Here is a 23,054-nt window from a genome sequence, read left to right as displayed (position 1 = left end):
TTTAAAAATAAAAAAAAGGATTAAAATGAATTTTATATCAATTATTATGGGTAGTAAATCAGATTATGAAATAATGAAAAATTGTGCTGATACATTTGAAAAATTTAATGTTAAGTATGAAATGATTATATCTTCAGCTCACAGATCACCTGAGCGAACAAAAGATTATGTAAAAGAAGCAGAAGAAAAAGGTGCTGTTGTATTTATAGCAGCTGCTGGAATGGCAGCACATTTAGCTGGTGCATTAGCAGCAACTACAACTAAACCAATTATTGGAGTTCCAATGAAAGGTGGAGCAATGGACGGTATGGATGCAATGCTTTCAACTGTTCAAATGCCAGCAGGTATGCCTGTTGCTACTGTTGCCCTTGGAAAATCAGGAGCAATTAATGCAGCTTATTTAGCAATGCAAATTTTAGCTGTTACAGATAAAGAACTTTCAATTAAATTAAAAGAAGACAGAATCGTAAAAGCAAAAGCTGTTGAAAGTGATTCAAAAGAAATAGAAGTAATTTTATAATGAAACCTGTTGCACTATTTACACTACCAAATTGTAAATGGTGCAAAGAGGCTAGTTCTTATTTAAAAACTAAAAAGATAAAATACAATATTGTAGATTTATCAAAAAATAAAGAAGCATTAAAAGATTGTCAAAAGCACAAATGTACGGGAGCACCTGTTATTCTCATAGGCAATGTATGGATTTGTGGTTTTGATAAAGATAAAATAAATAAAGAGTTAGGAATTAAATAGATGGTTACATTTTCACAAATTCTATTAAAATTGCAAGAATTTTGGGCAAATCAAGGTTGTAATATTGTTCAACCTTATGATATTCCAGCAGGTGCTGGAACTTTTCATCCAGCTACACTTTTAAGAAGTTTAGATTCAACTCCATGGAGTACAGCTTATGTGGCACCAAGCAGAAGACCAACTGATGGAAGATATGGTGAAAACCCAAATAGATTGGGTGCTTATTACCAATTTCAAGTATTAATAAAACCAAGTCCTGATAATATTCAAGATTTGTATTTACAATCTTTAGAATTCTTAGGATTAGATGTTTCAAGACATGATATAAGATTTGTTGAAGATAATTGGGAATCTCCAACTCTTGGAGCATGGGGACTTGGATGGGAAGTTTGGCTTGATGGTATGGAAGTTACTCAGTTTACATATTTCCAACAAGTTGGTGGAATTCCTTGTAATCCAGTTGCTGTTGAAATAACTTATGGAACAGAAAGACTTGCAATGTATTTGCAAGGTGTTGATTCTGTTTATGATATTGTATGGAATGAAAATAAATTTGGAAAAACAACTTATGCAGATGTTCACAAAGAAGGAGAATATGAATTCTCGAAATATAACTTTGAAATAGCAAATACAGATATGTTATTTAGACACTTTGATGATGCTTTTAATGAGTGTAAAGTATGTTTAGAAGCCCAACTTCCACTTCCTGCTTATGATCAGTGTATGATAGCTTCTCATGCGTTTAACACTTTAGATGCTAGAAAAGCAATATCTGTAACTGAGCGACAAAATTATATTTTAAAAGTGCGAGAATTGGCTCAAGGTTGTGCTTTATTATATAAAGAACAAGAACCAGAAAGATTAAAAAGAATTGGAAGATAAATTTGAAACTTCAAGAAATTTATGATGTTTTAAATGAAATTTCCCCTTTTGAATTACAAGAAAAATGGGATAATGCTGGACTTCTTATAGGTTCTTTTGATGATGAAATAAGTGATATTTATATTAGTATTGATTTGGATGAAGAATTAGTAAAAAATGCGAAAGAAAACTCTTTAATAATTACACATCATCCTTTAATTTTTTCAGGTTTAAAAAGAATTAATTATGATACTTATAGTACAAAATTATTAAAAGAGCTAATCAAAAAAGATATTGCATTAATTTCAATGCATACGAATATTGATAAAACACATCTAAATAAATATGTTAGTGAAGAGATTCTTGGATTTAAAATAGAAAATTCAAGAGAGTTTGTCTCTTATTGTGAAGTGAATATGAGTTTTGATGAACTTGTAAAATATGTATCTTCAAAATTAGGTTTAAAAACTACAAAATCAGTTAGATGTAATGATTTTATTAAAAAAATTGCAATTGTTACAGGCTCAGGAATGTCATTAATTGATGAAATAAAAGCTGATTGTTTTCTAACTGGCGATATAAAATATCATGATGCAATGGAAGCAAAAGCAAGAGGTTTATCGCTTATTGACATAAGACACTATGAGAGTGAAAGAGGCTTTAATACCTTATTAGAGGGGCTTCTTTCAGAATATTTGAAAAAAAATAAATTAAAAGCTATAATAACAGCTTCAAAAAATCCATTTGAGTTTTTTATAGAAGGAGAAACGGTTGAATAAGTATTTACAGGATTTAATCAAATTATCAAAATTTGATACAGCAATTAGTATGTTTGAGCCAAAGATTGAGAATGAAAAAGCAAAGTTAGCAACATTTGTTGAAACAGCAGCATCAATCAAAGCATCAATTAATTCTATTTATTTAGAAATAGATGATGTAAAATCAAAAAGAACAAAAAATAATATTCACTTAGCAGAATTAAAAACTAAGTTAGAAAATATCGCTAAAAAAAATAAAGATATTAGTAATGAAAAAGAACTAAAAGCTTTACAATTAGAAGAAGAAATTGCAAAAGAACAAATCTCATTTGCAAATGAAGAAATCGAAAGATTAGATAACATTACTAAAAATAAAGAGTTAACTTTAAAAGAGTTACAAGAAAAATTAGCTGTTGAAGAAGAAGATATTAAAGAAATTCAAGTTGCAGTTGATAATGCAATCGAAGAAATAAGTAAAGAAAGAAATGTTGTATATCAAGATAGAAGCGAATTATTAGAAAAATTTGATAATAAAATTTTAACTTTTTATGAAAAAATCAAAAGATGGGCAAAAGACTCAGCTGTTGTTCCTGTAAAAAAACAAGCATGTTATGGATGTTATATGAAAATTAATGATAAAACTTATGCTGAGGTTATTAAAGCAGAAGAGATTGTTAATTGTCCACATTGTGGAAGAATCCTTTATAAAGAAGATGAAATAGAAGAGGCTTAATCTTGAGCCTTTTTAGTATATTTTATTACTTATTACTAAGTTTTATTTATATACTAGCAATTCCTTATTTGATATTTAAGTCAAGAAACTCTAAGTATAGACAAGCAATTCCAGCAAAATTTTTTTTAAAAGATAATATTCCATTTAAAGAAAATGGCGTTTGGTTTCATTCATGTTCAATGGGTGAAACAAAAGCTATTAAACCTTTAATTGAGAATTATTTAAAAAATGCAAATATTTCTGTTATTACAAATACAGGATTTGAAGAGGCTAAAAAAATTTCTTCAAATGTTAGATATTTACCTTTTGAAATATTTTTACCATTTTGGATAACTAAACAAAAAGTTTTAGTTGTTATGGAAGCTGAACTTTGGTATCTGCTTTTTTTATTAGCAAAGAAAAAAGGTGCGAAAACTTTATTAATTAATGCAAGAATTTCAGATAAATCTTATAAATCATACAAAAGATTTTCTTTTTTTTATAAAAAGATATTTAAAAATATTGATAAAGTTTTTGCACAAAGCGAAGTTGATAAACAAAGGTTGGAAGAATTGGGTGCTTCAAATATTGAAGTTATTGGAAATATAAAATTAGCACAGTTACCAAAAGTAAATTTCGAGTTAGAAAAACCAACTCAAGTTGTAATAACAGCTGCAAGTACCCATGAAAATGAGGAAAAACTAATTTTAAATGCTTACAAAAAAGAGCAAGGTAAATTAATAATAGTTCCTAGACATCCAGAAAGATTTGAAAAAGTTGATTTACTTATTAAAGAGTTTGTAAAAGATAAAGATATTTCATATCAGAGATATTCGATAAAAGAAGATTTTAAATCTGATATAATATTGGTTGATAAAATGGGAATACTAAATGATATTTATGCAATATCAGATGTAGTTATTCTAGGTGGTGCATTTGAAAAAATAGGCGGACATAACCCGATTGAACCCGCTTTTTTTAATTGTAAGATTATTAGTGGCAAAAATATATTTAATCAAAAATCTCTTTTTGATTGTATGAAAAATTACTATTTAATTCAAAATGATGAATTAGGTGAATATCTAAATAATTTAGAAGATTTAGAGAAGCCAATTCTAACAAAAGCAGGTTCGATAGAACCAATAATAAAGGAGATAAACAGATGGCTGTAACTTATGATAAAGCATATAAACTATTAGCATTACAAGAAAATATATCAAACTCAAAAGCAAAAGAGTTAATTGATAGAGGTGTTGTAAAAGTTGGTGAACAAAAAGTTTTAATTGCACGAGGTGAAATTAGAAGTGATACTAAATTTAATATTAAAGAAATTGGAAAAATTAGAGTAATATTTGAAGATAAGGATATTTTAGTTGTTGATAAACCAGCATTTTTAACTGCTGATGATGTTGCAAAAAAATATGAAAAAGCAATTTTATTAAATAGACTTGATAAAGAAACAAGTGGTGTAATGATGTTTGCAAAAAATGAAGACTTTCAAAAAAAAGCAATTACAGAGTTTGCACAAAATAGAGTTTATAAAGAGTATGTAGCTATTGTTGAAGGAAAAGTTGTTGATGAAATAGAAATTGATAAACCAATTCTAACAACAAAAGATAGGGGAATGGCAAAATCTAAAATTGATTTAAAAAGAGGAAAACCTGCAAAAAGTACAGTTTATCCAGTATTAGTTGAGGGAAATAAATCAAAAATTAAGATAGTTATAGAATCAGGAAGAACTCATCAAATTAGAGTTCATCTAAATTCTGTGGGATTACCAATAATTGGTGATGCTATTTATGGAAGAACAGCTTCAAATATAAATAGAGTTTTATTACATTCTAAAGTTACTAAAATTTTTAATTATGTTTTTGAATCACCTGAACCAAAAGAATTTAGAGTGTATGACTTTAATTCATAATTAAGGTTTGTTTAAACACTAATCCCTATAAATAGTGATTTGAAGAAAATCAAAATATAAATATTACCTTAAAATCATATATTTTTTTAATCTAAAATAAAGAATTTCTAGAGTATAATTCCACAATTTAAAAATTGTGGAGATTTACTTTGTTTGATTCAATAACCGGCTCAATTCGAAATGCAGTTAACAAAATAAGACATCAAGACGATGTTGCAGCTTTAACAAAAGCAACAGCAGAACTAAAAAAAGCTTTATTAAAAGCCGATGTTCATCATAAAACTACAAAAGAATTAATTGCTTCTATCGAATTACAAACAAAAAATTCTGGTATTGGACAAGATTCTTTTTTACGAGCTTTAAAAAGTGAATTAACAAACCTTTTAACAACTTCTGGAAATCAAGGTTTCGTTTTCTCTTCAACTCCTCCAACAACAATTTTAATGACAGGACTTCAAGGTTCTGGAAAAACAACTACAACTGGAAAATTGGCAAACTATTTAAAAATAAGAAAGAAAAAAGTTTTAGTTGCAGCTTGTGATTTACAAAGACTTGCAGCAGTTGAACAATTAAAACAAATTGCAGCTCAAATTGAAGTTGATATTTATTTTGATGATAATGAAAAAGATCCAATTAAACTTGCACTTGCCGCAAAAGAAAAAGCTATAAAAGAGCATTATGATGTTTTATTAATAGATACAGCTGGACGACTAGCTATTGATGAAGAGTTAATGCTTCAACTAAAAAATGTAAAAGATGCTATAAATCCTAGTGAAATTTTTTATGTGGCAGATGCGCTAACTGGTCATGATGCTACAAAAACAGCAACAACTTTTAAAGAAAAAATTGGAATTGATGGTGTAATTTTATCAAAATATGATGGTGATACAAAAGGTGGAGTTGCACTTTCAATTGCTAATCAAGTAGAAGTTCCTTTAAGATTTATAGGAACTGGTGAGAAAATGCCAGACTTAGAAGTATTTATTCCTGATAGAATTGTTTCAAGATTATTAGGTCTTGGAGACATCGAGGGATTAGCGGAAAGAACATCTGCCATTATTGATGAAAAAAAAGCAAAAGAAGTTAGTAAAAAGATTAAAAAAGGTGAATTTAATTTTAATGACTTTTTAGACCAACTTTCTATGATGAGTAAATTAGGTTCAATGAAATCGATTATTGGAATGATTCCAGGTCTTTCTCAGGTTGCTGGACCACTAAAAGATATGGATTTTGAAAACTCTAGTGAAATTAAAAGAATTAAAGCACTTATTGGCTCTATGACTTTAAAAGAAAGAGAAAATCCAGATTTAATGAATTCTAGTAGAAAAAAGAGAATTTCTGTTGGTTCAGGACTTTCTGAAGTTCAAATTAATAAAATTTTAAAGCAGTTTAAAAATGCTTCAAAAATGGCAAAACAACTTTCTTCTAAAGGCGGAATGAAAGGTTTACAAAATATGTTGTCTCAAATGGGACCAAATGGGATGCCTAAAATCCCTAGATAAAAAAATAAATAGTGTTGAGCTGTGAACTTTTAACTTTTGTTTTGGAGTTCAGAATTCAATACTATAATCAAAAAAAGGAAAGAAAACATGACAGTAATTAGATTAACAAGAATGGGAAGAAACAAAAAACCATTTTATAGAATCGTTGTAACAGATTCAAGAAAAAGAAGAGATTCAGGTTGGATTGAATCTATTGGTTATTTCAACCCAGTTGTTGAGCCAAAAGTATTAAAAATTGATGAAGAAAGATATAACTATTGGCTAAGTGTTGGTGCTAAACCATCAGAAAAAGTTAAAAAACTAGCTTCTAAATAATTAATACAGAAAATAATATGATAATTAAATTTATAGAAAACTATGCAAAACTAATTGTAAGTGTACCTGAGGATGTTAGTATTACAAAAGAATTAATTGATGATAATTTCGCTGAAATTGTTATTAGTGTAAATAGTGTTGATATTGGTAAACTTATTGGTAAAAATGGAAATATGATTAATGCTTTAAAAACTATGGCAAATGGTTGTAAAGCAAAAGATGGTGTTTCTTATAAAATACAAGTAGTGGTGAAATAGTTGTCTATGAATAATGATGAAATTTTTGTAGCTAAGTTAGGAAAAGCTGTTGGATTACAAGGTCATTTACGACTTTTTATGGATACAGATTTTCCTGAACAGTTTAAAAAAGGTGCTTTTTTTAAAACTAATAAAAAATTAGAACTAAAAGTAGCTGAATACAATTCTTCTCGAGAACTAATAAAATTTGAAAATTTTGATGATCTCGAAACTTCTAAAATACTAACTAATCAAGAACTTTATTCTACTATTGAGAAAACAAAAGAGAACTGTAAATTAAAAAAGAATGAATTTTTTTGGTTTGATTTAATTTCTTGCGATGTTTATGAAAATGATTTATTTCTAGGAAAAGTAAAAGAAATTCAAAGATACCCTTTAAATGATTATTTAGAAATCCAAACTTCTAATGAACTTATTGGAAAAGGTCATCCAAAAGTATTTTTAATACCTCATATCTTTGATAAGTATGTTTTAAATATAGATATTACTAATAAAAAGATTCAAGTAAAAGATTCACTAATTATTTTAGAAAACTCTTAAATTAATAGTTACATCTTTTATCAAATTCTTCTTGTGTAAACTCTAATTCATATGCTTCATTAAATTTATTTTCAAGTAATTTATTTAACAATTTGCTTCTGTCTTCACTATTGTCAAATGGACCATAATATATTTCTATTCTATTTTTATCATCTCTACATAGCTTTATATTTGAATTTATAGCAACAATCTTATCAAGATATTTTTTATACAAAACATCTTTTACTTTTGCTACATTTATGAATAATAAAAAACCATTATTATCTTTAGCCTTTTCAGTATTATTTACTATTTCTTCTTTTTTCTCTTCTAATGCTTTTTTAGGAATAGTGTTATTCATTGTTTCAATAACTTTTTGTTTTTCTGAATCTAAAGCAGATATTGTTTCTGTACTTTTGTCATGATTCTCTATGTGTAATTCTTCTTTTAATTGTAAAGCTTGTTGTTTCATAGTTTCAAGGTGAATTTTTTCTCTTTCTAATTCCAATTTCTTTTGTTCTAATTGAGATCTTTGATTTAGTAATTCATCTTCTTGTTTTTTTAATAATTCATCTTCTTTTCTTTTTTGCTCATCAATTAATCTTTTTTCATTATCTTTTTTTTCTAATTCTTCAATCTTTTCATCATTTAAATTTTTACTTGTTAACGCAGCTAATTGTTCGTTTAATTTTTTTGAATTAATATCTTTGATGTCGAATTTATAATTATTTTCAGGTGCTTCAACTTTTTCAACAGTTTGTTCAACAAGTGGAATTTCAACTTTTTTTACTTCTTTAGGATCGAAAAAACCAGTAAAATATAGAACACCTCCAATTATTAGAAGTAAAAGTAAAAAAGCGACAATACCAAATAATATTTTATGAAGAAGATTTTTTTTAGGTTTAACAAATTCCTCTTTTACTTCAACTAAAGGTTCATTCGTCGTATTCTCTTCAACCTCTTCACTTGAATTGTCTTCAGTATCATTTGAACTACCATAAGTATTTGTAGTATAATTTATATCATTAGGATCTACTTGTCTATAATCATCTGCCATTATTTACTCTTTTTAACTTTTATTTTCTTTTAACTTTTTATAATACTCTTTTCTATACTCTTTAAGTTCTTCTTTTTTCTTTTCCCTATATTCTTTATCATATTCAAGTCTTTTTTCTTTATTTAGTTCATAATATTCTTTTTTCTTATTTTTGTAGTCATTTAATTTTGATATTATTATATCTTTTCTATTATCTAAATAATTTTTTTGAGCTTTTATAATTTCTTTTATTTTAGATGCAAAGTTTTCATTATTAAGCTCTTCATCATAGTCATAAACTTTTTTTACTTCTTTTTTATTTAAATAATATTCTCTTTTCTTTTTTTTATGTGCTAAAAACTTTTCTTCACGAAGTTTTTTTAATTCTTCTAATTTCATAAATCTTATTTATTTACTTTAGTTTTTTAGTCTATTAACTGTATCTAACATACTATCTGTTGTTGTAATTGCTTTTGAATTTGCTTCGTAAGCTCTTTGTGCAGTAATTAAATCAACCATTTCATTAACTAATTTTACATTAGATAATTCAATCATTCCTTGTTGAATTGCTCCAAATTGTTCTTCTGTTGGATTCCCTTCTAAAACATCACCAGATGCGGCACTTTTCATAAATAACGAATCACCTAATGGAGTAAGACCAGCTGGATTTATAAAATCTGCGATAGTAATTTGTCCTAAATTAACTATATCACCTGTCTGTGGATCTGTCGCTGTTACAATTCCATCTGTTCCTATTGTAAGTTTTGTTACATTATCAGGAACAACGATTTCTGGTGTAAGTGCATAACCACTTCCATTTACGATAGAACCTTCTTCATTTAATTTAAAAGCACCATTTCTTGAGTAAGCAGTTTCTCCACTAGGAAGTGTAATTTGAAAAAATCCTTTACCTTTTATTGCTAAATCTAGGGTATTTGATGTTAATTTTAAATCACCTTCAGAAAAGTTTTTTTGAACTCCTGAAACTCTAACTCCTAATCCAACATCTATTCCCGTGGGATTTATAGTTGTTTGAGTTGTTTTCCCTGCTGTATAATTTAGTGATTCATACATTAAGTCTTGAAATTCAGCTCTATCTTGCTTAAATCCTGTTGTATTAACATTGGCTATATTATTTGATGTTACATCAATTTGATGTTGCATTGAATTCATACCTGTTGCTGCTGTATAAAGTCCTCTAATCACGATATATCCTTTAAAATTACATATATTTATTATATTTTAAGAATAATTAAATATAGATAAATTTGAAGAGTTATTTTTTGTATACATTAAGTATAAATTTAAAACAAATTATATATAATGCAGTATAATTGAAAATATTTGTAAAATAAAGGGATAGTTAATGAGAATTCTAATAGTTGATGATAGCTCTACGATGAGAAGAATCATTGGAAATGTAGTTATGCAATTAGGATTTACTAAAGATAGTTTTGATGAAGCTGAAGATGGTGTTAAAGCTTGGAAACTACTTAGTGAAAGTCGTTATGATGTTATATTGACAGATTGGAATATGCCTAATATGAATGGTTTAGAACTTGTTAAAAAAGTTAGAAGCGAAGGGATACATCAAAAAACACCTATAATCATGATTACAACTGAAGGTGGAAAAGGTGAAGTTATTATTGCACTAAAAGCCGGTGTTAATAATTATATAGTTAAGCCTTTTAATGCTGAAGTTTTAAAAGAAAAGCTTGATGGGGTATTGAAAAAATAATATAAGGTATTATCATGAGTATGAGCCAAGAAGAAATTGAAGCTTTAATGAATGGTCTTGATATTGAAGATGATGTCAGTTCTGAAGAAATTACAGAAAATGTGAAAGTCAATACTCAAGAAATTGAGGAATTATTATCTCAAACTGAAGAATTAAAAGAAGATATTAAATTCGAGACAGAAGAAATAAAGATAGATGAGATAGAAGATAAAAATAGTTTAAAATCTAACATAAATAGTGTTAGTAATAGTGATATTGAAAAATTATTAAGTGAAATAGAAAGTGTAAATGAAAGTTCTAATACAAAAGATTCAATTTTAGATGAAGAAGAGATGCCTTTTGATTTAAGTGCATTTGAAGATACAAAAACTAATGTTGAAATAGCTGAAAAAAAAGACACTAGAAGCGAAGATGAAATAGTTCAAGATTGGACTTCTTCTAAAATAAATGAAGGGATTTTCCCATTGCCAGCTGAAAAAGATACTAAGGTTGTTAATCAATTAAGTCAAGTTGCAAATGATTCAGAAGAGAAAGTTTCTCAAATATTTGATGTATTAAGTTTAACTCTTGATAATAATAATGAAGTTAGAAGTTATATAAAAGATTTTGAAGTTTTTACAAAAGCACAATCAGATTTACTTATTTCTTTAAATACTAAATTTCCAAATATAAAAATATTTGATGAACATTTGGCAAATGCAAATAAAGTAACAAGTTCTTTAAAAGATTTACATAAATTGATAAATTCTGGAGATACAGAAATTTTTCAAGCAATGGAATTAATGCAATTTAATGATATTAATAGACAAAAAATTGAAAGAGTTATGTCTGTGATAAGAAAATTATCTCTTTATTTAAATAATTTATTCGAAGATAATAGTACAACAAAAGATGTTGCTGTTGCACGACATATTCATGGTGATGATACAGATGACTTAATAGGTGATGATTTAGATAAATTAATTGCTGAATTTTCAAATCAATAATAATTAAAGGAGTGTTTTTATGAATCAAGGTACTTATCCTCTTGCTGCATCAATGATAAATCAATTTAATAGATTGGATCAAATTAGTAATAATTTGGCAAATATAAATACAAATGGTTTTAAACAAGAAGGAACTACTGAGACTACTTTTAATTATTATTTACAAAGGATGCAAGAACAAAATAGTGCACCTAGCAAAATAAATACAGTAACAAATAATATCCCAAAAATTGATTCAAAATTTATAAATTCAGAAATGGGACCAATTGCTATGACTGGAAATGCATTAGATTTTGCATTAAATAATCCTGATACATTTTTTAAAGTACAAAATACAAATGGTGATATTGTATATACAAGAGATGGCGCGTTTAAAAATTTAGATAATTTTTTAGTAGATGGAAATGGAAATAATGTATTAAATGCAGATAACGAACCTATAGTTGTGGAAGATAATTTTGCGTCACAAATTGGAGTAACAAAAATTCCTTATACAAATTTAGAAAAAATTGGTGATAATACATATAAGCTGAAAAATCCAAATGAACTAGAAATATTTGAAAATAATGATAATTTATTAGTTAGTGGAGCGATTGAAAAATCAAATGTAAATTCAGTTAGTTCAATGGTTGAATTAATTGATGCTCATAGAAGATTTGATCAATCACAAAAAGCTATTAGTTCAATAGATAGTTTAAATGCTTCATTAATAGAAAAAATTGGAAGTAACACTAAATAATGGAAGCAAGTAGCATAAGTAATAAACTTTTTGAACAGTTAAATTTTAGAGGTGAAAAACAAAAAGTTATTTCAAGTAATATTGCTAATATTAACACGCCTGCTTATAAAACAAAAGATTTGATTTTTGAAGATGAATTAAATAATAATTTAGATAGTACTTTAAAAATGAAATTAACAAGTTCTAAACATATGTCATCATTAGGAACTAATTTATCTAATACTAATCCTAAATTAGTTGATGTAAAAGGTTTAGAAGAACAAAATGATGGTAATAATGTTAATTTAGATACTCAAATGAGTGAAATGTCTAAAAACAAGATATTATTCGATGCTATTCAATCCTCTATAAAACGAGATTCTAAATTATTTAGATCAGTTATTGAATCTTCAGCAAAAAATTAATTAGGATAAGTAATTTATGGATCAACTTTTAAAGTTTATTAATAATTTAAACACAGCTCAAAGAGCTGTAATAATAGGAGGGTTCTCTTTATTATTTATATTGTTAGTTGGTTTATTAGTTTATTCAAGTATTAAAGCTGAAGATAAAAAATTGAATTATACGATCGCTTCAAATTTAACTAAATCACAAGTTATGTTGGCAAGTGATGAACTTGAAGCTTCAGGGATAATATTTGCAGTTAGTGGTACTGGAAATAGTCTTACATTAAAAACATCAAAAGATTTTATAAATATCGCAAAAATTAAATTAGTTACAAGTGAAGCAGCAACAAGTAAACATGTTGGTTGGGAAATCTTTGAAAAATCATCTTTGGGTACTACAAACTTTGAAAATAAAGTTAAATATTTAAGAGCATTAGAAGGTGAATTATCTAGGTCTTTAGAGTCATTAACTGGTGTTTTACGAGCTAATGTAAAAATTGCAATTCCAAAAGATACAATTTTTACAGAAAAGAAAAGTGATACAACTGCATCTGCAATGTTATCATTAAAGCCAGGTGTATTTTTAACTCAAAAACAAATAGATGGAATCAAAAATTTTATTGCTTCAGCTGTGCCTGATTTAAAACATGAAAATATTCAGCTTATTGACCAAGATGGAAGTTTACTTCAACAATCCGCAGATGATATAAATAATCAACAATCAACAACTCAAAATAAATATAAAGAAGGATTAGAAGAAGATTATTCTAAAAAAGTAGTTGCACTTTTGGAACCTTTTGTTGGAGTTGGAAGAGTTGTAGCAAAGGTTACAGTTTCTTTAGATTTTGTGAAAAAAGATGTTGAAGAAGAAATCTATAATCCAGAGGGAAGTATAAGATCTCAGCAAGTTATTGAAAATAGTTCTAAATCTCAAGGTATGCCTTCAAATAATGGTGGAGTTGCTGGAGTTGATAGTAATATTCAAACCCCAAGTACCGGAAATGGAAGTAGTAATATTGCTTCAAATAATGAAGGAACAAATACCGTTACAAATTATGAGATTTCTAAAAAAATAATTTCTCAAAAAGATAATAATTATACAAATATTAAGCGTATAACGGCAGCTGTAACATTTGATTCATCTGTATTAAAAGATATTCAGAATAAAGATGAATTCATTAGTTCATTGGAATCAGTGGTTCAAGATACAATTGGTTATGATAAAGTAAGAGGCGATAAAATTACTGTTAGGGACTTTAAGTTTATTGGTGTAAAACCCATTGATCAAGTCGCTCAAACTGTTGATGAGAATGGAAATGCAGTTATTATATCTGAAGAATCAACTGATACTGTATCTATGATAAAATCAATTCTTAAAGACTTTAGTGAATATATACAATATATAATTGCAGCAATTTTACTTTTAATTTTCTATAAAAAATTTATTGCAAATAATGAAGTAGTTATTATTGGTGATGGTATTAAAAAGAATGTAGATAGATATGATGAAACTTTAGTTAAAGATATGTTATCTGATTATGAAAATGAGTTTGATTCTAGTACCGCACAAGGAAGATTGAAATCAAAAGTTAAAAGCCAAATTCTTAATAATATAGATGGTTTAGATGAAGAATCAGCAGCAAGATATGAAGTATTTATTGAAGAGCTGGATAGAGAAATAAATAATAGTCCACTTGAAATAGCAAGAATGATTGAATTATTATTAAATGAAGGTAGTGGTACTTTTAAATAAAAAAGGTGTTAAACAATGGCTGAAAGTTCAAAAGAAAATGATATTCTAAGAGGAATGTCAATGATGGAAAAAGTCGCTAGATTTTTTGTATTAATTGGTGAAGAATCTACAGTAAAAATATTTCAACATCTTCAAAAAGATACAGTTGAGGCAATATCTACTGCTATTACACAAATTACTTCAATAAATAAAGAGGTTTCTTTAGCTGTTTTAGAAGAATTTCATTTATATACAAGATCAAAAAGTTTTATAAGTTCTGGTGGTTATGATTTTGCAAGAGAAATTTTATACAAATCACTTGGTAAAAATGAAGCAGATGAAGTATTAGCAAAATTATCTAGAATGAAACTAGCATCACAAGCTTTTTCATATTTAGATGGAATAAATCCAAAACAATTAAGTGATTTTATCAAAGATGAATCTCCACATACAATTGCAGTAATATTATCTCACATGGATCCAAATAAATCCTCAGAAGTTTTAATGCAATTAGATGAAGAAATAAGAGTAAAAGTAACTATTCAAATTGCTACAATAAAAGATGTTTCTCCTGATGTAGTAAGAACAATATCTTTGGTTCTCGAGAAAAAACTAGAATCTTTATTTTCTTCAATTGTAGATGTTGGGGGAGTAAAAGTTGTGGCTGATATGCTTAATAAGTTAGGTCCAAAAGCACAAGATATTTTAAAAAATATTAATGGGATTGATACTTCATTAGCTACAAAAATAAAAGAAAATATGTTTGTATTTGAAGATTTATTAAATTTAGATGCTGAATATATGATGAGAATTTTACAAAATGTTGATACAGGTGATGTTGTAATTGCAATGAAAAATGCAACAGAAGAAGATATGGAAAAAGTTACATCTGCTATGTCTCAAAGAGGACGAGATAGATTTAAAGAAGAATTTGAGATGTCAAATAAAGTTAAAATTAAAGATATTGAGGCTGCTCAAAGAAAAATGTTAGATGTAACGCAAAAAATGATAGAAGATGGAATCATTGATAGAGAGAATAACTAATGGCTGATAATGTATATTCTAGCGCAAAAATTTTAACTAAAAACACAGAAGTAGAAAAATATGAATTAGGCAATTTTATTAATTCTTCAGTTGATAATAATCTTGTTACAAATTCAAATTCAGTTTTATATGATAGAGAAATAAATGGACGAGTGGATCCTGTTCTAATTGAAGTTAGAAATTTAACTGCTAAATTAAATGAAATATCACAAAAAGTTGATAGTATTGAAAGTGATGGAATCAAAGGTAAAGATATAGATGCACAGGTTATTCAAGCAATAAGAGATTTAAAACATTATGCAGCATTTTTTGAACAAGCAACTTTTCAAATGGAAACAAAGTTATTAAAAACTTCTATTTCAATTGCACAAAAAATTATTAGCATAGAAGTTGGGGAAAATTCATCAAAAATTGCGAAACAGACAATAAATCATCTTTTAGACAAAATAAAAACAGCATCAAAAGTACAAATTCATCTTAACCCAAAAGATTATGAAATTTTAAAAGGACAGTTGGATTTAGAGCCTTTTATTGAATTAAAAAGTGATGCAAATGTTACAGCAGGTGGTGTTGTAATTGCTAGTGATCTTGGGAATTTTGATGGAAATATTGAATCAAAAGTTTCAACAATGTTAGATTCTTTGGATTTGATTATATAGTAAAATAAAATCATTCATTAAATATTATAACTTTATGATATAATTTATCAAAATAACAAGTAAAGTATTTAAATGGAAATTAGTGAAAGAGATTACGATTTATTAGTTGATACGGAAATAGTTGTAGATGTAATGCTAGGAAGTACTAATATTACAGTTTCAGAATTTCTAAAATTAAGTGATGGTGATATTATTTCTTTACATAAAGCTGCTGGAACTGGTGGTGAAATTTATGTAAATACAAGAATAATAGGAACTGGTGATATAATCGTAATGGATGATAAGTTAGCAGTTAGAGTTCAAGATGCAATGGATTCTGATAATGTAGTTCAATATTTCTTTGAAGAACATATGATATAGGAGATTAAAATGGCTAGTAATATAGAAGTAAATTCAAGTGTTGGTATTGATGGAAATAGCTATACAACGGCAATTAGTAATGATAAGTTAACTAATGAGGATTTCTTGAAAATAATGATTCAGCAATTAAAATTACAAGATCCAACAAAACCAATGGATTCAGCTCAAATGCTTTCTAGTCAAATGCAAATGTCAGCTATTGATACAAATCAACAAATGATAAAAGCTATGCAAGGAATGCAAACAGCCTTTACTCAATCATCTTTATCTAATGCTTCTGGAATAATTGGAAAAAATATTGAAGATGGAAATGCTGGAGCAGATGGAGTTAGTAAAGCTTATACTGTAAGATCAGTTGAAAATGTAGATGGTGTAATACAAGTAAAAGCTCAACAAATTTTATATCTAGAAGATAGAGTTATTGTTCCTGATTCAACAGATCCTACAAAAAATCAAGTAGTTAATTATAATGTTGCTGGAGAAATTCTTGATGACAAAGGTCTAAAAACAGGAAATAAAATTGTTTTATCAAAGCCTGGTCAACCAGTTATAAGTGATGGTAAATTAACAATATTGGATGAAAATAATAAAATAGTTACTGATCATAAATATACTTTAGCAGGAGTTTCTGCCGCTGTATATTCTGACCAGTTAACTAATTTACCATTTTCAAATATTACTAAAATATTCTAAGGTTTTAATATGATTAGCGCATTATGGAATGGATATTCAGGTTTAAATGCTTTTGAAAAAGCGTTAAATGTTGAATCAAATAATTCTACTAATGTTAATACAATTGGACACAAAGCTGATGATATTCGTTTTGAAGATATGATGTATCAGTATGGATATGGAATGGGAACTAATATTGATAGTATTAGTAAAGTTATGACCCAAGGAAATCTTAAATTAACTAATAATACTTATGATGTTGCAATCGAGGGAAAAGGTTACTTTATGGTTTCAGATAGAAAAACTAATGAAACTTTTTATACACGAGCTGGTAATTTTTATATGGCAGAAGATGGTCTATTGCAAAGTCAAAATGGTATGAAAGTTCTAGGATTAACACCTCAATCAAATAGTGTTGTTTCATCAAATTCTGCAAAAACTCAATTTGATGAAACACTTACAAATAGTGTAGTATCTAAAACTATAAGTAATGATAATTTTTTACAAACAATAAATGCAAGAGCAACTAATTATAATACAACAGCAGTTAATAAAGGTCTTAGTGGAGAGGGTTATAAAACAAAATCAGCGCAAATCGCAGATATAGAAGCTTTAATTGCTGATTATAAGAGTAAGATTGATTTGTATTCATCAACTTCAACAGCAATACCATCACCCTCAACTTCACAGATTACAAATATAGATATGTCAACATCTATGAATCAATTAGTTGGTGAAAATGATTTTATTAAAATTAAAATAAATAATGAAGATGTAATACAGTTTTTTGATACAAATATTGAAACAACATTAAAAAAACTCTCTGATAAAATTTCAGATATTAAAGGATTAAGTTCATCTATTAATACAACAACAGGAATGCTAACTATTAATTCTTTAATTCCAGCAAAAGAAGTTTTGATAAAAGATGCTCAGATAAATGAAAATTATTTATCAACAACAAATTTACAAGAGGCTAAGTTAGGTTCAGGAATTGGATTGGTTAATAGTTCAAGAGAGGCTTTAAAAAGTGCTTTAGAGTTTTCAAATGCTGAATTGTTGGATATTACAAGTACTTTATCTTTGGTTGGTCAAGAATCTTTATCTGTTAATGAAATCCAATTAAAATTGGCAAATTTAAATTTATCAAAAAATACTTTTGGTACAATTGAAATAAATGATGGAGTGATCTTTTTAAAAGATGGCGATAATAAATTTATTGTAGGAAAATTACAAACAGCACATTTTACAAATGAACAAGGGCTTGATCCTCAAGGTGATAATATTTACCAAACTACTGCAGAGTCAGGAAGAGCATTTTATGCAGGGAAATTAAATAAATTAGTAAGTAGTTCATTGGAGTTAAGTACATCAAATTTGGGAAATAGTTTGACAAATTTACTTGTATATCAAAAAGCTTTTGAAGCAAACTCTAAATCTATAACTACTTCTGATGAAATGCTAAAAACAGCCATTGAATTAAAAAAATAGTGTTTTTATATTAGTTCTATTTTTAGAATTAATATATGAACATTAAGTTCATAACCTTAATAATAAAAGGATCAGTCATGATAGGAGCACTTTGGACAGGAATCTCAGGATTAGCGTCACAACAAAAAGCTTTAGATAATGAATCGAATAATATTGCCAATGTAAATACAATAGGGTATAAAGCCTCAAGAATTTCGTTTGCAGATCAAATATACCAAGATAGAATCGGAAAAGGTTCAACGGTACTTGATGCAGAGAAATTGTATACACAAGGTGGTACAAAATTAACAGGTGTAAATTATGATATGGCATTATATGGGGATGGATTTTTTACCGTAATAAATAAAAATACTTTAGGAACAGCAGAAACCTTTTATACACGAGCTGGTAACTTTAGAATGGGTGATAATGGGACCCTTCAAGATTCAGCTGGAAATGAAGTACAAGGTTGGATGATGACTGCAATTGATAGTCAAAATGATGTTACAAGTACAAATCCAAATACAAGTGTTTTTACTAATGATTATACAAAATTATTAGGTTCAAAAATAATTAGACATGATACTTATGTAGAAACAGTTACAGCAAAAGCAACTGATTATACACTAACAGCAAAATCTGATTCAACAACTGTATTTAGTGGAGATGGAGCAAAAACAAAATCAGCAAAAATATCAGATATTGAAGAAGCAATAAAAGATTATACGAGTTGGTTACAAAAATTAAAAGATCAACCAGATGGTTTGTTTGATACTACAAGTGCTCAAATTTCACAAATAAACTTTAAATCAGGAACAGATTCTATAATAGGAACTGATGGAGACCAAATATATGCTTATATAAATGGTGAGAAGAAATCTCAAAACTTTATAGTATCAACAGCAAGTCAAGCATTAAAAACTGAATTGTTCACTTCATTAAGTGCATCAGAAATAACAGATTATGGATTAGTAGACCCAGGAACAGTTGCTGTTCCAATTGCATTAACACCGGCTCAAAATGCTGCATATGATAAATTAGCAGGAAAAATAGCGACATATAAAGCACTAGCAGATAATATTTCTACTATACCAGGTTTAGTTGCAACAATGGCAATAGATTCAGGACATGTAGATAACTTGAGTTTATCAGAGACATATACAAATTCTACAAAAAATGCAGATGTGCTAAAAGGTATTATTCAAATAAAATCTTTGATACCTGGACAAGCATTTAGAATTTCAGAAATAGGTGAAGTTGCAAGCGGAACAACATTGCAAGGAAATTTCCAAACAAAAGCAGAAGCATCAACAGTTTCAGGGACAACAGGATTAGCAACATCAAAAGAAGCTTTAAGTAAATTAATAACAGGAAAACAACAAGATGTTTATACTGCTGCTGATTTAAAAATAGGAACAACAACAACTTTTGAGTATGGAATAAATATTTATGATAAAGAGTTAGGAAAAAATATTCCTGTTCCAAATAATGGTGCTAATCCTCCTGTTATGGCACCTATTAGTATTACTCCAGTTGCTAGCATTGATGATATTGTTGCTGGAATAAATATAGATCCTTCATTATCAAAATATGTAAATGCTAGAAATGTAAATGGTAATTTAGTAATAAATACATTAGATTCAAATTATGATGTTGAATTTACTGGAAGTATGAAAGGTGATCCAACAATTGTTGGAACATTTGAACCTCTTGATGTAAATGCAAACTACTCAGGACGAAAAGGAGCAGGAGCTGAATTTATAGAAATAATAAATAAAGTTGACCAAACAGCATCAAAAGGAAGTTTACAATTAAGACTAGATACTTTAGGGATTTCTGATTCAGCATTTGGAGAATTTTCTGTAGATAGTACAGGATTGATTACAATGAAACAAGATGGCGCTGAATTTGCAATAGGGCAAGTAGCCGTTGCAGTTTTTAATAATAATAGAGGATTAAATCCAATAGGGAATAATTTATTAGCAAAAACAAATGAATCAGGTGATCCTGTATATAATATAAATAATAATAAAACGGCAGAGATAAAATCAAAAACGCTAGAATTAAGTACTGCAGATTTATCAGAGAGTTTGGTAAATTTAATGGTATTTCAAAGAGCTTTTGAGGCTAATGCAAAATCAATTACTACGGCGGATGAACTTCTAACTACCTTGATTGGTTTAAAAAGATAATTTTTTAAATAGAGTAGAAAATCTACTCTATTTATACTTAAATAGGATAAATTTGGAAAATTTTTTATTAATTGTAGTGCTTGGAGTTTTATTACTCTACTTTTTTTCAAGTGCAAATGTTTACAAATCTTTATACAAGAAAGTAAATGAAGAAAAAAATATTTTACAAGAAGAGATTACTAAGTTTGAGTCACTAATTGAAAGATATGAAAAACAAGTAAAAATAAGTTCTAATACATTAAAATCAAACCAAGGAAATTTACAAGTTGCAAGAGATGATTTACAAGAATTGCGTATTGAAAATATTAATTTAAAAAATAAGTTAGATGAATTCCAAAAAAGAAACGAAGAGCTTTATGCTCAAGTTAATGCAATGGTTTAGGCTTTAGTAAATCAATGAAACTAGTATATAAAATATTATTAGCAATATTTTTCAATAGTATTTTATATGCTACAGATGATTTAATCGAATCACAACCAGAAATAATATTTCAGTTTGAAAGACTAGTAAAATCTCAAGAAAATTTATCTTTACAAATTGATTTTAATAAAGCAGTATTACATTTGAGTAAAAATGAATATGAAGAAGCTATTAAACTTTTTGAAAAAACTTCGAAAATATTAGAAGTACCATCATATTTAAATATGGGAATTGCCTATTACAAATTAGGTTCTGTTGATAATGCAATAGTATATTTGAATAAAGTTTATGCAAAACCAGAAAATGCAAATATTCATACATACCCTTATATGGCGGCTTGTTATTACTTATATCAAATTTCAAAAGATAATAAATATCTTGATACGATTGTTAAAACTTCAAAAAAGTATAAAAATTTATCTGAACACTCAAAAAGAATGCTTTCAGATACCTACATAATATTAAAAGAGTATGAAAATGCTTTAGAGGTTTTAAATACTATGGATTATGCTATGGATTTAAAAAAAGCATTAATTTATATAAAATTAAAAGATTATGAAAAAGCAAATTTATTACTAAAAAAAGCAAAAGAACAAAATGTAAATCCAAACACTATTGATAAAATCTTATGGTTTACAAGTTTTACAAATCTTAAAATGAATAATATTGAACAGTTAAAAGAGACATTAGATTTAATAAATGAAAGAAAAAATACTTTTAAAGCAAATACAGAATTGCCTTTGGAGATTTTTTTCAATCAAAATAAATTTACATCAAAACAATACTTAAATTCAGTTATAAATTTTGATGATAATAGAAAAATAGATTTTATTTTTTATTTTGCACCATTTATTTTTTCAGATTCGCAAGAGATTATTTATGATAGTTTAAAAGGTTTTATTTACAATCAAAAAGAGAGCATTCTTAATCTTGAGGAGATGGTTGAATATAATGCTAAATTTCTAAAAATTGTGAAAGAAGATCCAATTATTAGAGTTGTAGAATTAGAAAAAATGTTAACAAAAGATACAAAATCATATATCTTTTATAATTTAGCATTATCATGTGCTCAAATAAATGATTTTAATAATGCCTTTAAATATTTTGAAAGAGCATATAAATTAAATCCAGGGAATAAGCTTTATTCCATTATGTATTTAATAACAGCTGATAGATTAAATATCAAAATTAGAGACAAAGAGTATATTGAGGGTAACATAAAAAGTAATAATGGTTTGTATAATTATTTCTCAAAAGAAATTTATAAATTATTTATAAATCCTCAGTTTACTTCAGTAGATAAGCCATTAGAGTATGAGAATACAATATTTTATAAAGCATTGGATTTCTTAAAAGCAATGAAAAGTGGAAAAGTAAATGAAGATCATACTTTACTTGATGAGCATTTTAAAGATCCTTTAACATTTCTAATAAAAATGGTACAAAGAAGAAAAGGTGAGACAGATTACACTTATTATTCAAGATTACAAGATTCTATTCCTCTGAGTTTGAATAATCAATTTTTAGAAGGATCTTTGATAATAACAAGATTTTATGTAGATATTTTAAAAGGATTAGGTATTTTTTCAAAGGCTGATATGAATATCTCAGGTAAAAAAACACCTTCTTATTTAAGAACAAAAGCTTTAAGAGATTTACATTTTAATTCACCTGATGAAGCAATTAAAACGCTTGAATATTTACAATCAGAGTATAAATTAGAAGATAAATATAGTATGTATTTAATGGTTGCTGCATTACTTGAAGCAGGAAGATATAATGATGCTTCTATTCAAATATCATTAATTAAAGTTATCTTAAATGATCCAGATGCAGATTTTTTAACAGCTATTCAGCTAATACAAGATTTGAAAATTTCAAGTGCTAAGCAATTTTTGCTTCAACCGTATTTAGATTCTTTAATAGATTTTAAATTAATAGGATTTGACGAGTATTTAGAATCTTTATAGTTTCAGAAGCAAACTTAAATAATTTAATTTAATTCTGCTATAATAACTTAA

General features: G+C 27.1%; 27 protein-coding genes. 24 read left to right on the top strand and 3 right to left on the bottom strand.

Annotated features, from left to right (window positions below; translation table 11 throughout):
- Positions 1–25 precede the first annotated feature (25 nt).
- The 11 genes from purE to rimM all read left to right on the top strand — a co-directional run bounded on the left by purE (position 26) and on the right by rimM (position 7,619).
- Positions 26–520: a 5-(carboxyamino)imidazole ribonucleotide mutase gene (gene purE, locus B0174_RS08360; RefSeq protein ID WP_108559613.1), complete on the top strand. Its 495-nt coding sequence runs from the start codon at positions 26–28 to the stop codon at positions 518–520.
- Positions 520–753, top strand: coding sequence for a glutaredoxin family protein (locus tag B0174_RS08355; protein ID WP_108559611.1), 234 nt, complete (start codon positions 520–522; stop codon positions 751–753). The genes purE and B0174_RS08355 overlap by 1 nt, the downstream gene beginning before the upstream one ends.
- Complete coding sequence (gene glyQ, locus B0174_RS08350; RefSeq protein WP_108559609.1) at positions 754–1,635, top strand: glycine--tRNA ligase subunit alpha; 882 nt, start codon at positions 754–756, stop codon at positions 1,633–1,635. It abuts the gene before it with no gap.
- 2 nt (positions 1,636–1,637) lie between these two features.
- Positions 1,638–2,393: a Nif3-like dinuclear metal center hexameric protein gene (locus B0174_RS08345; RefSeq protein WP_108559607.1), complete on the top strand. Its 756-nt coding sequence runs from the start codon at positions 1,638–1,640 to the stop codon at positions 2,391–2,393.
- Complete coding sequence (locus B0174_RS08340; protein ID WP_108559605.1) at positions 2,386–3,105, top strand: zinc ribbon domain-containing protein; 720 nt, start codon at positions 2,386–2,388, stop codon at positions 3,103–3,105. Before B0174_RS08345 ends, B0174_RS08340 begins: the two co-directional genes overlap by 8 nt.
- Positions 3,105–4,256 (top strand): lipid IV(A) 3-deoxy-D-manno-octulosonic acid transferase, encoded by a 1,152-nt coding sequence (gene waaA / locus B0174_RS08335; protein ID WP_108559603.1) that lies wholly within the window; start codon positions 3,105–3,107, stop codon positions 4,254–4,256. The genes B0174_RS08340 and waaA overlap by 1 nt, the downstream gene beginning before the upstream one ends.
- Positions 4,247–5,005 (top strand): pseudouridine synthase family protein, encoded by a 759-nt coding sequence (locus tag B0174_RS08330; protein WP_108559601.1) that lies wholly within the window; start codon positions 4,247–4,249, stop codon positions 5,003–5,005. Before waaA ends, B0174_RS08330 begins: the two co-directional genes overlap by 10 nt.
- 149 nt (positions 5,006–5,154) lie before the next feature.
- On the top strand, positions 5,155–6,507 hold the full coding sequence (ffh, locus tag B0174_RS08325) for a signal recognition particle protein (RefSeq protein ID WP_108559599.1): 1,353 nt from the start codon (positions 5,155–5,157) through the stop codon (positions 6,505–6,507).
- Positions 6,508–6,594: 87 nt separating this feature from the next.
- Positions 6,595–6,822: a 30S ribosomal protein S16 gene (gene rpsP, locus B0174_RS08320; RefSeq protein ID WP_004511333.1), complete on the top strand. Its 228-nt coding sequence runs from the start codon at positions 6,595–6,597 to the stop codon at positions 6,820–6,822.
- A gap of 17 nt (positions 6,823–6,839) precedes the next feature.
- Positions 6,840–7,079, top strand: coding sequence for a KH domain-containing protein (locus tag B0174_RS08315; RefSeq protein WP_108559597.1), 240 nt, complete (start codon positions 6,840–6,842; stop codon positions 7,077–7,079).
- A 6-nt stretch (positions 7,080–7,085) separates the two neighbouring features.
- Positions 7,086–7,619, top strand: a complete 534-nt coding sequence (gene rimM / locus B0174_RS08310; protein ID WP_205663513.1) for a ribosome maturation factor RimM — start codon at positions 7,086–7,088, stop codon at positions 7,617–7,619.
- Between the two features lies 1 nt (position 7,620).
- Here the strand turns inward: rimM and B0174_RS08305 are convergent, their stop codons facing one another.
- The 3 genes from B0174_RS08305 to flgG are packed head-to-tail and all read right to left on the bottom strand — an operon-like array spanning position 7,621 to position 9,840.
- Complete coding sequence (locus tag B0174_RS08305) at positions 7,621–8,655, bottom strand: hypothetical protein (protein ID WP_108559593.1); 1,035 nt, start codon at positions 8,653–8,655, stop codon at positions 7,621–7,623.
- Positions 8,656–8,667: 12 nt separating this feature from the next.
- A complete protein-coding gene (locus B0174_RS08300; protein WP_108559591.1) occupies positions 8,668–9,033 on the bottom strand; it encodes a hypothetical protein in 366 nt (121 codons plus the stop codon).
- A gap of 18 nt (positions 9,034–9,051) precedes the next feature.
- Positions 9,052–9,840 carry a flagellar basal-body rod protein FlgG gene (flgG, locus tag B0174_RS08295; RefSeq protein WP_108559589.1) on the bottom strand — a complete coding sequence of 263 codons (789 nt, stop codon included), beginning with the start codon at positions 9,838–9,840 and terminating at the stop codon, positions 9,052–9,054.
- Positions 9,841–10,000: 160 nt separating this feature from the next.
- Between flgG and B0174_RS08290 the strand changes: the two genes are divergently transcribed.
- The 13 genes from B0174_RS08290 to B0174_RS08230 all read left to right on the top strand — a co-directional run bounded on the left by B0174_RS08290 (position 10,001) and on the right by B0174_RS08230 (position 23,003).
- Positions 10,001–10,372, top strand: coding sequence for a response regulator (locus B0174_RS08290; protein ID WP_108559587.1), 372 nt, complete (start codon positions 10,001–10,003; stop codon positions 10,370–10,372).
- Between the two features lie 14 nt (positions 10,373–10,386).
- On the top strand, positions 10,387–11,358 hold the full coding sequence (locus tag B0174_RS08285) for a hypothetical protein (RefSeq protein ID WP_108559585.1): 972 nt from the start codon (positions 10,387–10,389) through the stop codon (positions 11,356–11,358).
- A gap of 19 nt (positions 11,359–11,377) precedes the next feature.
- Positions 11,378–12,097, top strand: coding sequence for a flagellar hook-basal body protein (locus B0174_RS08280; RefSeq protein WP_108559583.1), 720 nt, complete (start codon positions 11,378–11,380; stop codon positions 12,095–12,097).
- Complete coding sequence (gene flgB / locus B0174_RS08275) at positions 12,097–12,501, top strand: flagellar basal body rod protein FlgB (RefSeq protein ID WP_108559581.1); 405 nt, start codon at positions 12,097–12,099, stop codon at positions 12,499–12,501. Before B0174_RS08280 ends, flgB begins: the two co-directional genes overlap by 1 nt.
- A 16-nt stretch (positions 12,502–12,517) precedes the next feature.
- Positions 12,518–14,236, top strand: coding sequence for a flagellar basal-body MS-ring/collar protein FliF (gene fliF, locus B0174_RS08270; RefSeq protein WP_108559579.1), 1,719 nt, complete (start codon positions 12,518–12,520; stop codon positions 14,234–14,236).
- 15 nt (positions 14,237–14,251) lie between these two features.
- On the top strand, positions 14,252–15,259 hold the full coding sequence (gene fliG, locus B0174_RS08265; protein WP_108559577.1) for a flagellar motor switch protein FliG: 1,008 nt from the start codon (positions 14,252–14,254) through the stop codon (positions 15,257–15,259).
- The gene (locus B0174_RS08260; protein WP_108559575.1) at positions 15,259–15,918 is read left to right on the top strand and encodes a FliH/SctL family protein; all 660 of its coding nucleotides are present in this window, start codon (positions 15,259–15,261) and stop codon (positions 15,916–15,918) included. Before fliG ends, B0174_RS08260 begins: the two co-directional genes overlap by 1 nt.
- Positions 15,919–15,990: 72 nt before the next feature.
- Entirely contained in the window at positions 15,991–16,278 is a 288-nt protein-coding gene (locus tag B0174_RS08255; protein ID WP_108559573.1) for a FliM/FliN family flagellar motor switch protein, read from the top strand.
- Between the two features lie 9 nt (positions 16,279–16,287).
- Positions 16,288–16,971, top strand: coding sequence for a flagellar hook assembly protein FlgD (locus tag B0174_RS08250; protein ID WP_108559570.1), 684 nt, complete (start codon positions 16,288–16,290; stop codon positions 16,969–16,971).
- Positions 16,972–16,980: 9 nt separating this feature from the next.
- Entirely contained in the window at positions 16,981–18,441 is a 1,461-nt protein-coding gene (locus B0174_RS08245) for a flagellar hook-basal body complex protein (RefSeq protein WP_108559568.1), read from the top strand.
- 77 nt (positions 18,442–18,518) lie between these two features.
- A complete protein-coding gene (locus B0174_RS08240) occupies positions 18,519–20,612 on the top strand; it encodes a flagellar hook-basal body complex protein (RefSeq protein WP_108559566.1) in 2,094 nt (697 codons plus the stop codon).
- A 52-nt stretch (positions 20,613–20,664) separates the two neighbouring features.
- Positions 20,665–20,994: a hypothetical protein gene (locus B0174_RS08235; RefSeq protein WP_108559564.1), complete on the top strand. Its 330-nt coding sequence runs from the start codon at positions 20,665–20,667 to the stop codon at positions 20,992–20,994.
- A gap of 14 nt (positions 20,995–21,008) precedes the next feature.
- Entirely contained in the window at positions 21,009–23,003 is a 1,995-nt protein-coding gene (locus B0174_RS08230) for a tetratricopeptide repeat protein (protein ID WP_108559562.1), read from the top strand.
- The last annotated feature ends 51 nt before the right edge of the window (positions 23,004–23,054 follow it).

Origin of the sequence: Arcobacter caeni (assembly GCF_003063245.1) — a bacterium.
Classification (GTDB): domain Bacteria; phylum Campylobacterota; class Campylobacteria; order Campylobacterales; family Arcobacteraceae; genus Aliarcobacter; species Aliarcobacter caeni.
This window is presented reverse-complemented; position numbering and strand designations above follow the sequence as displayed.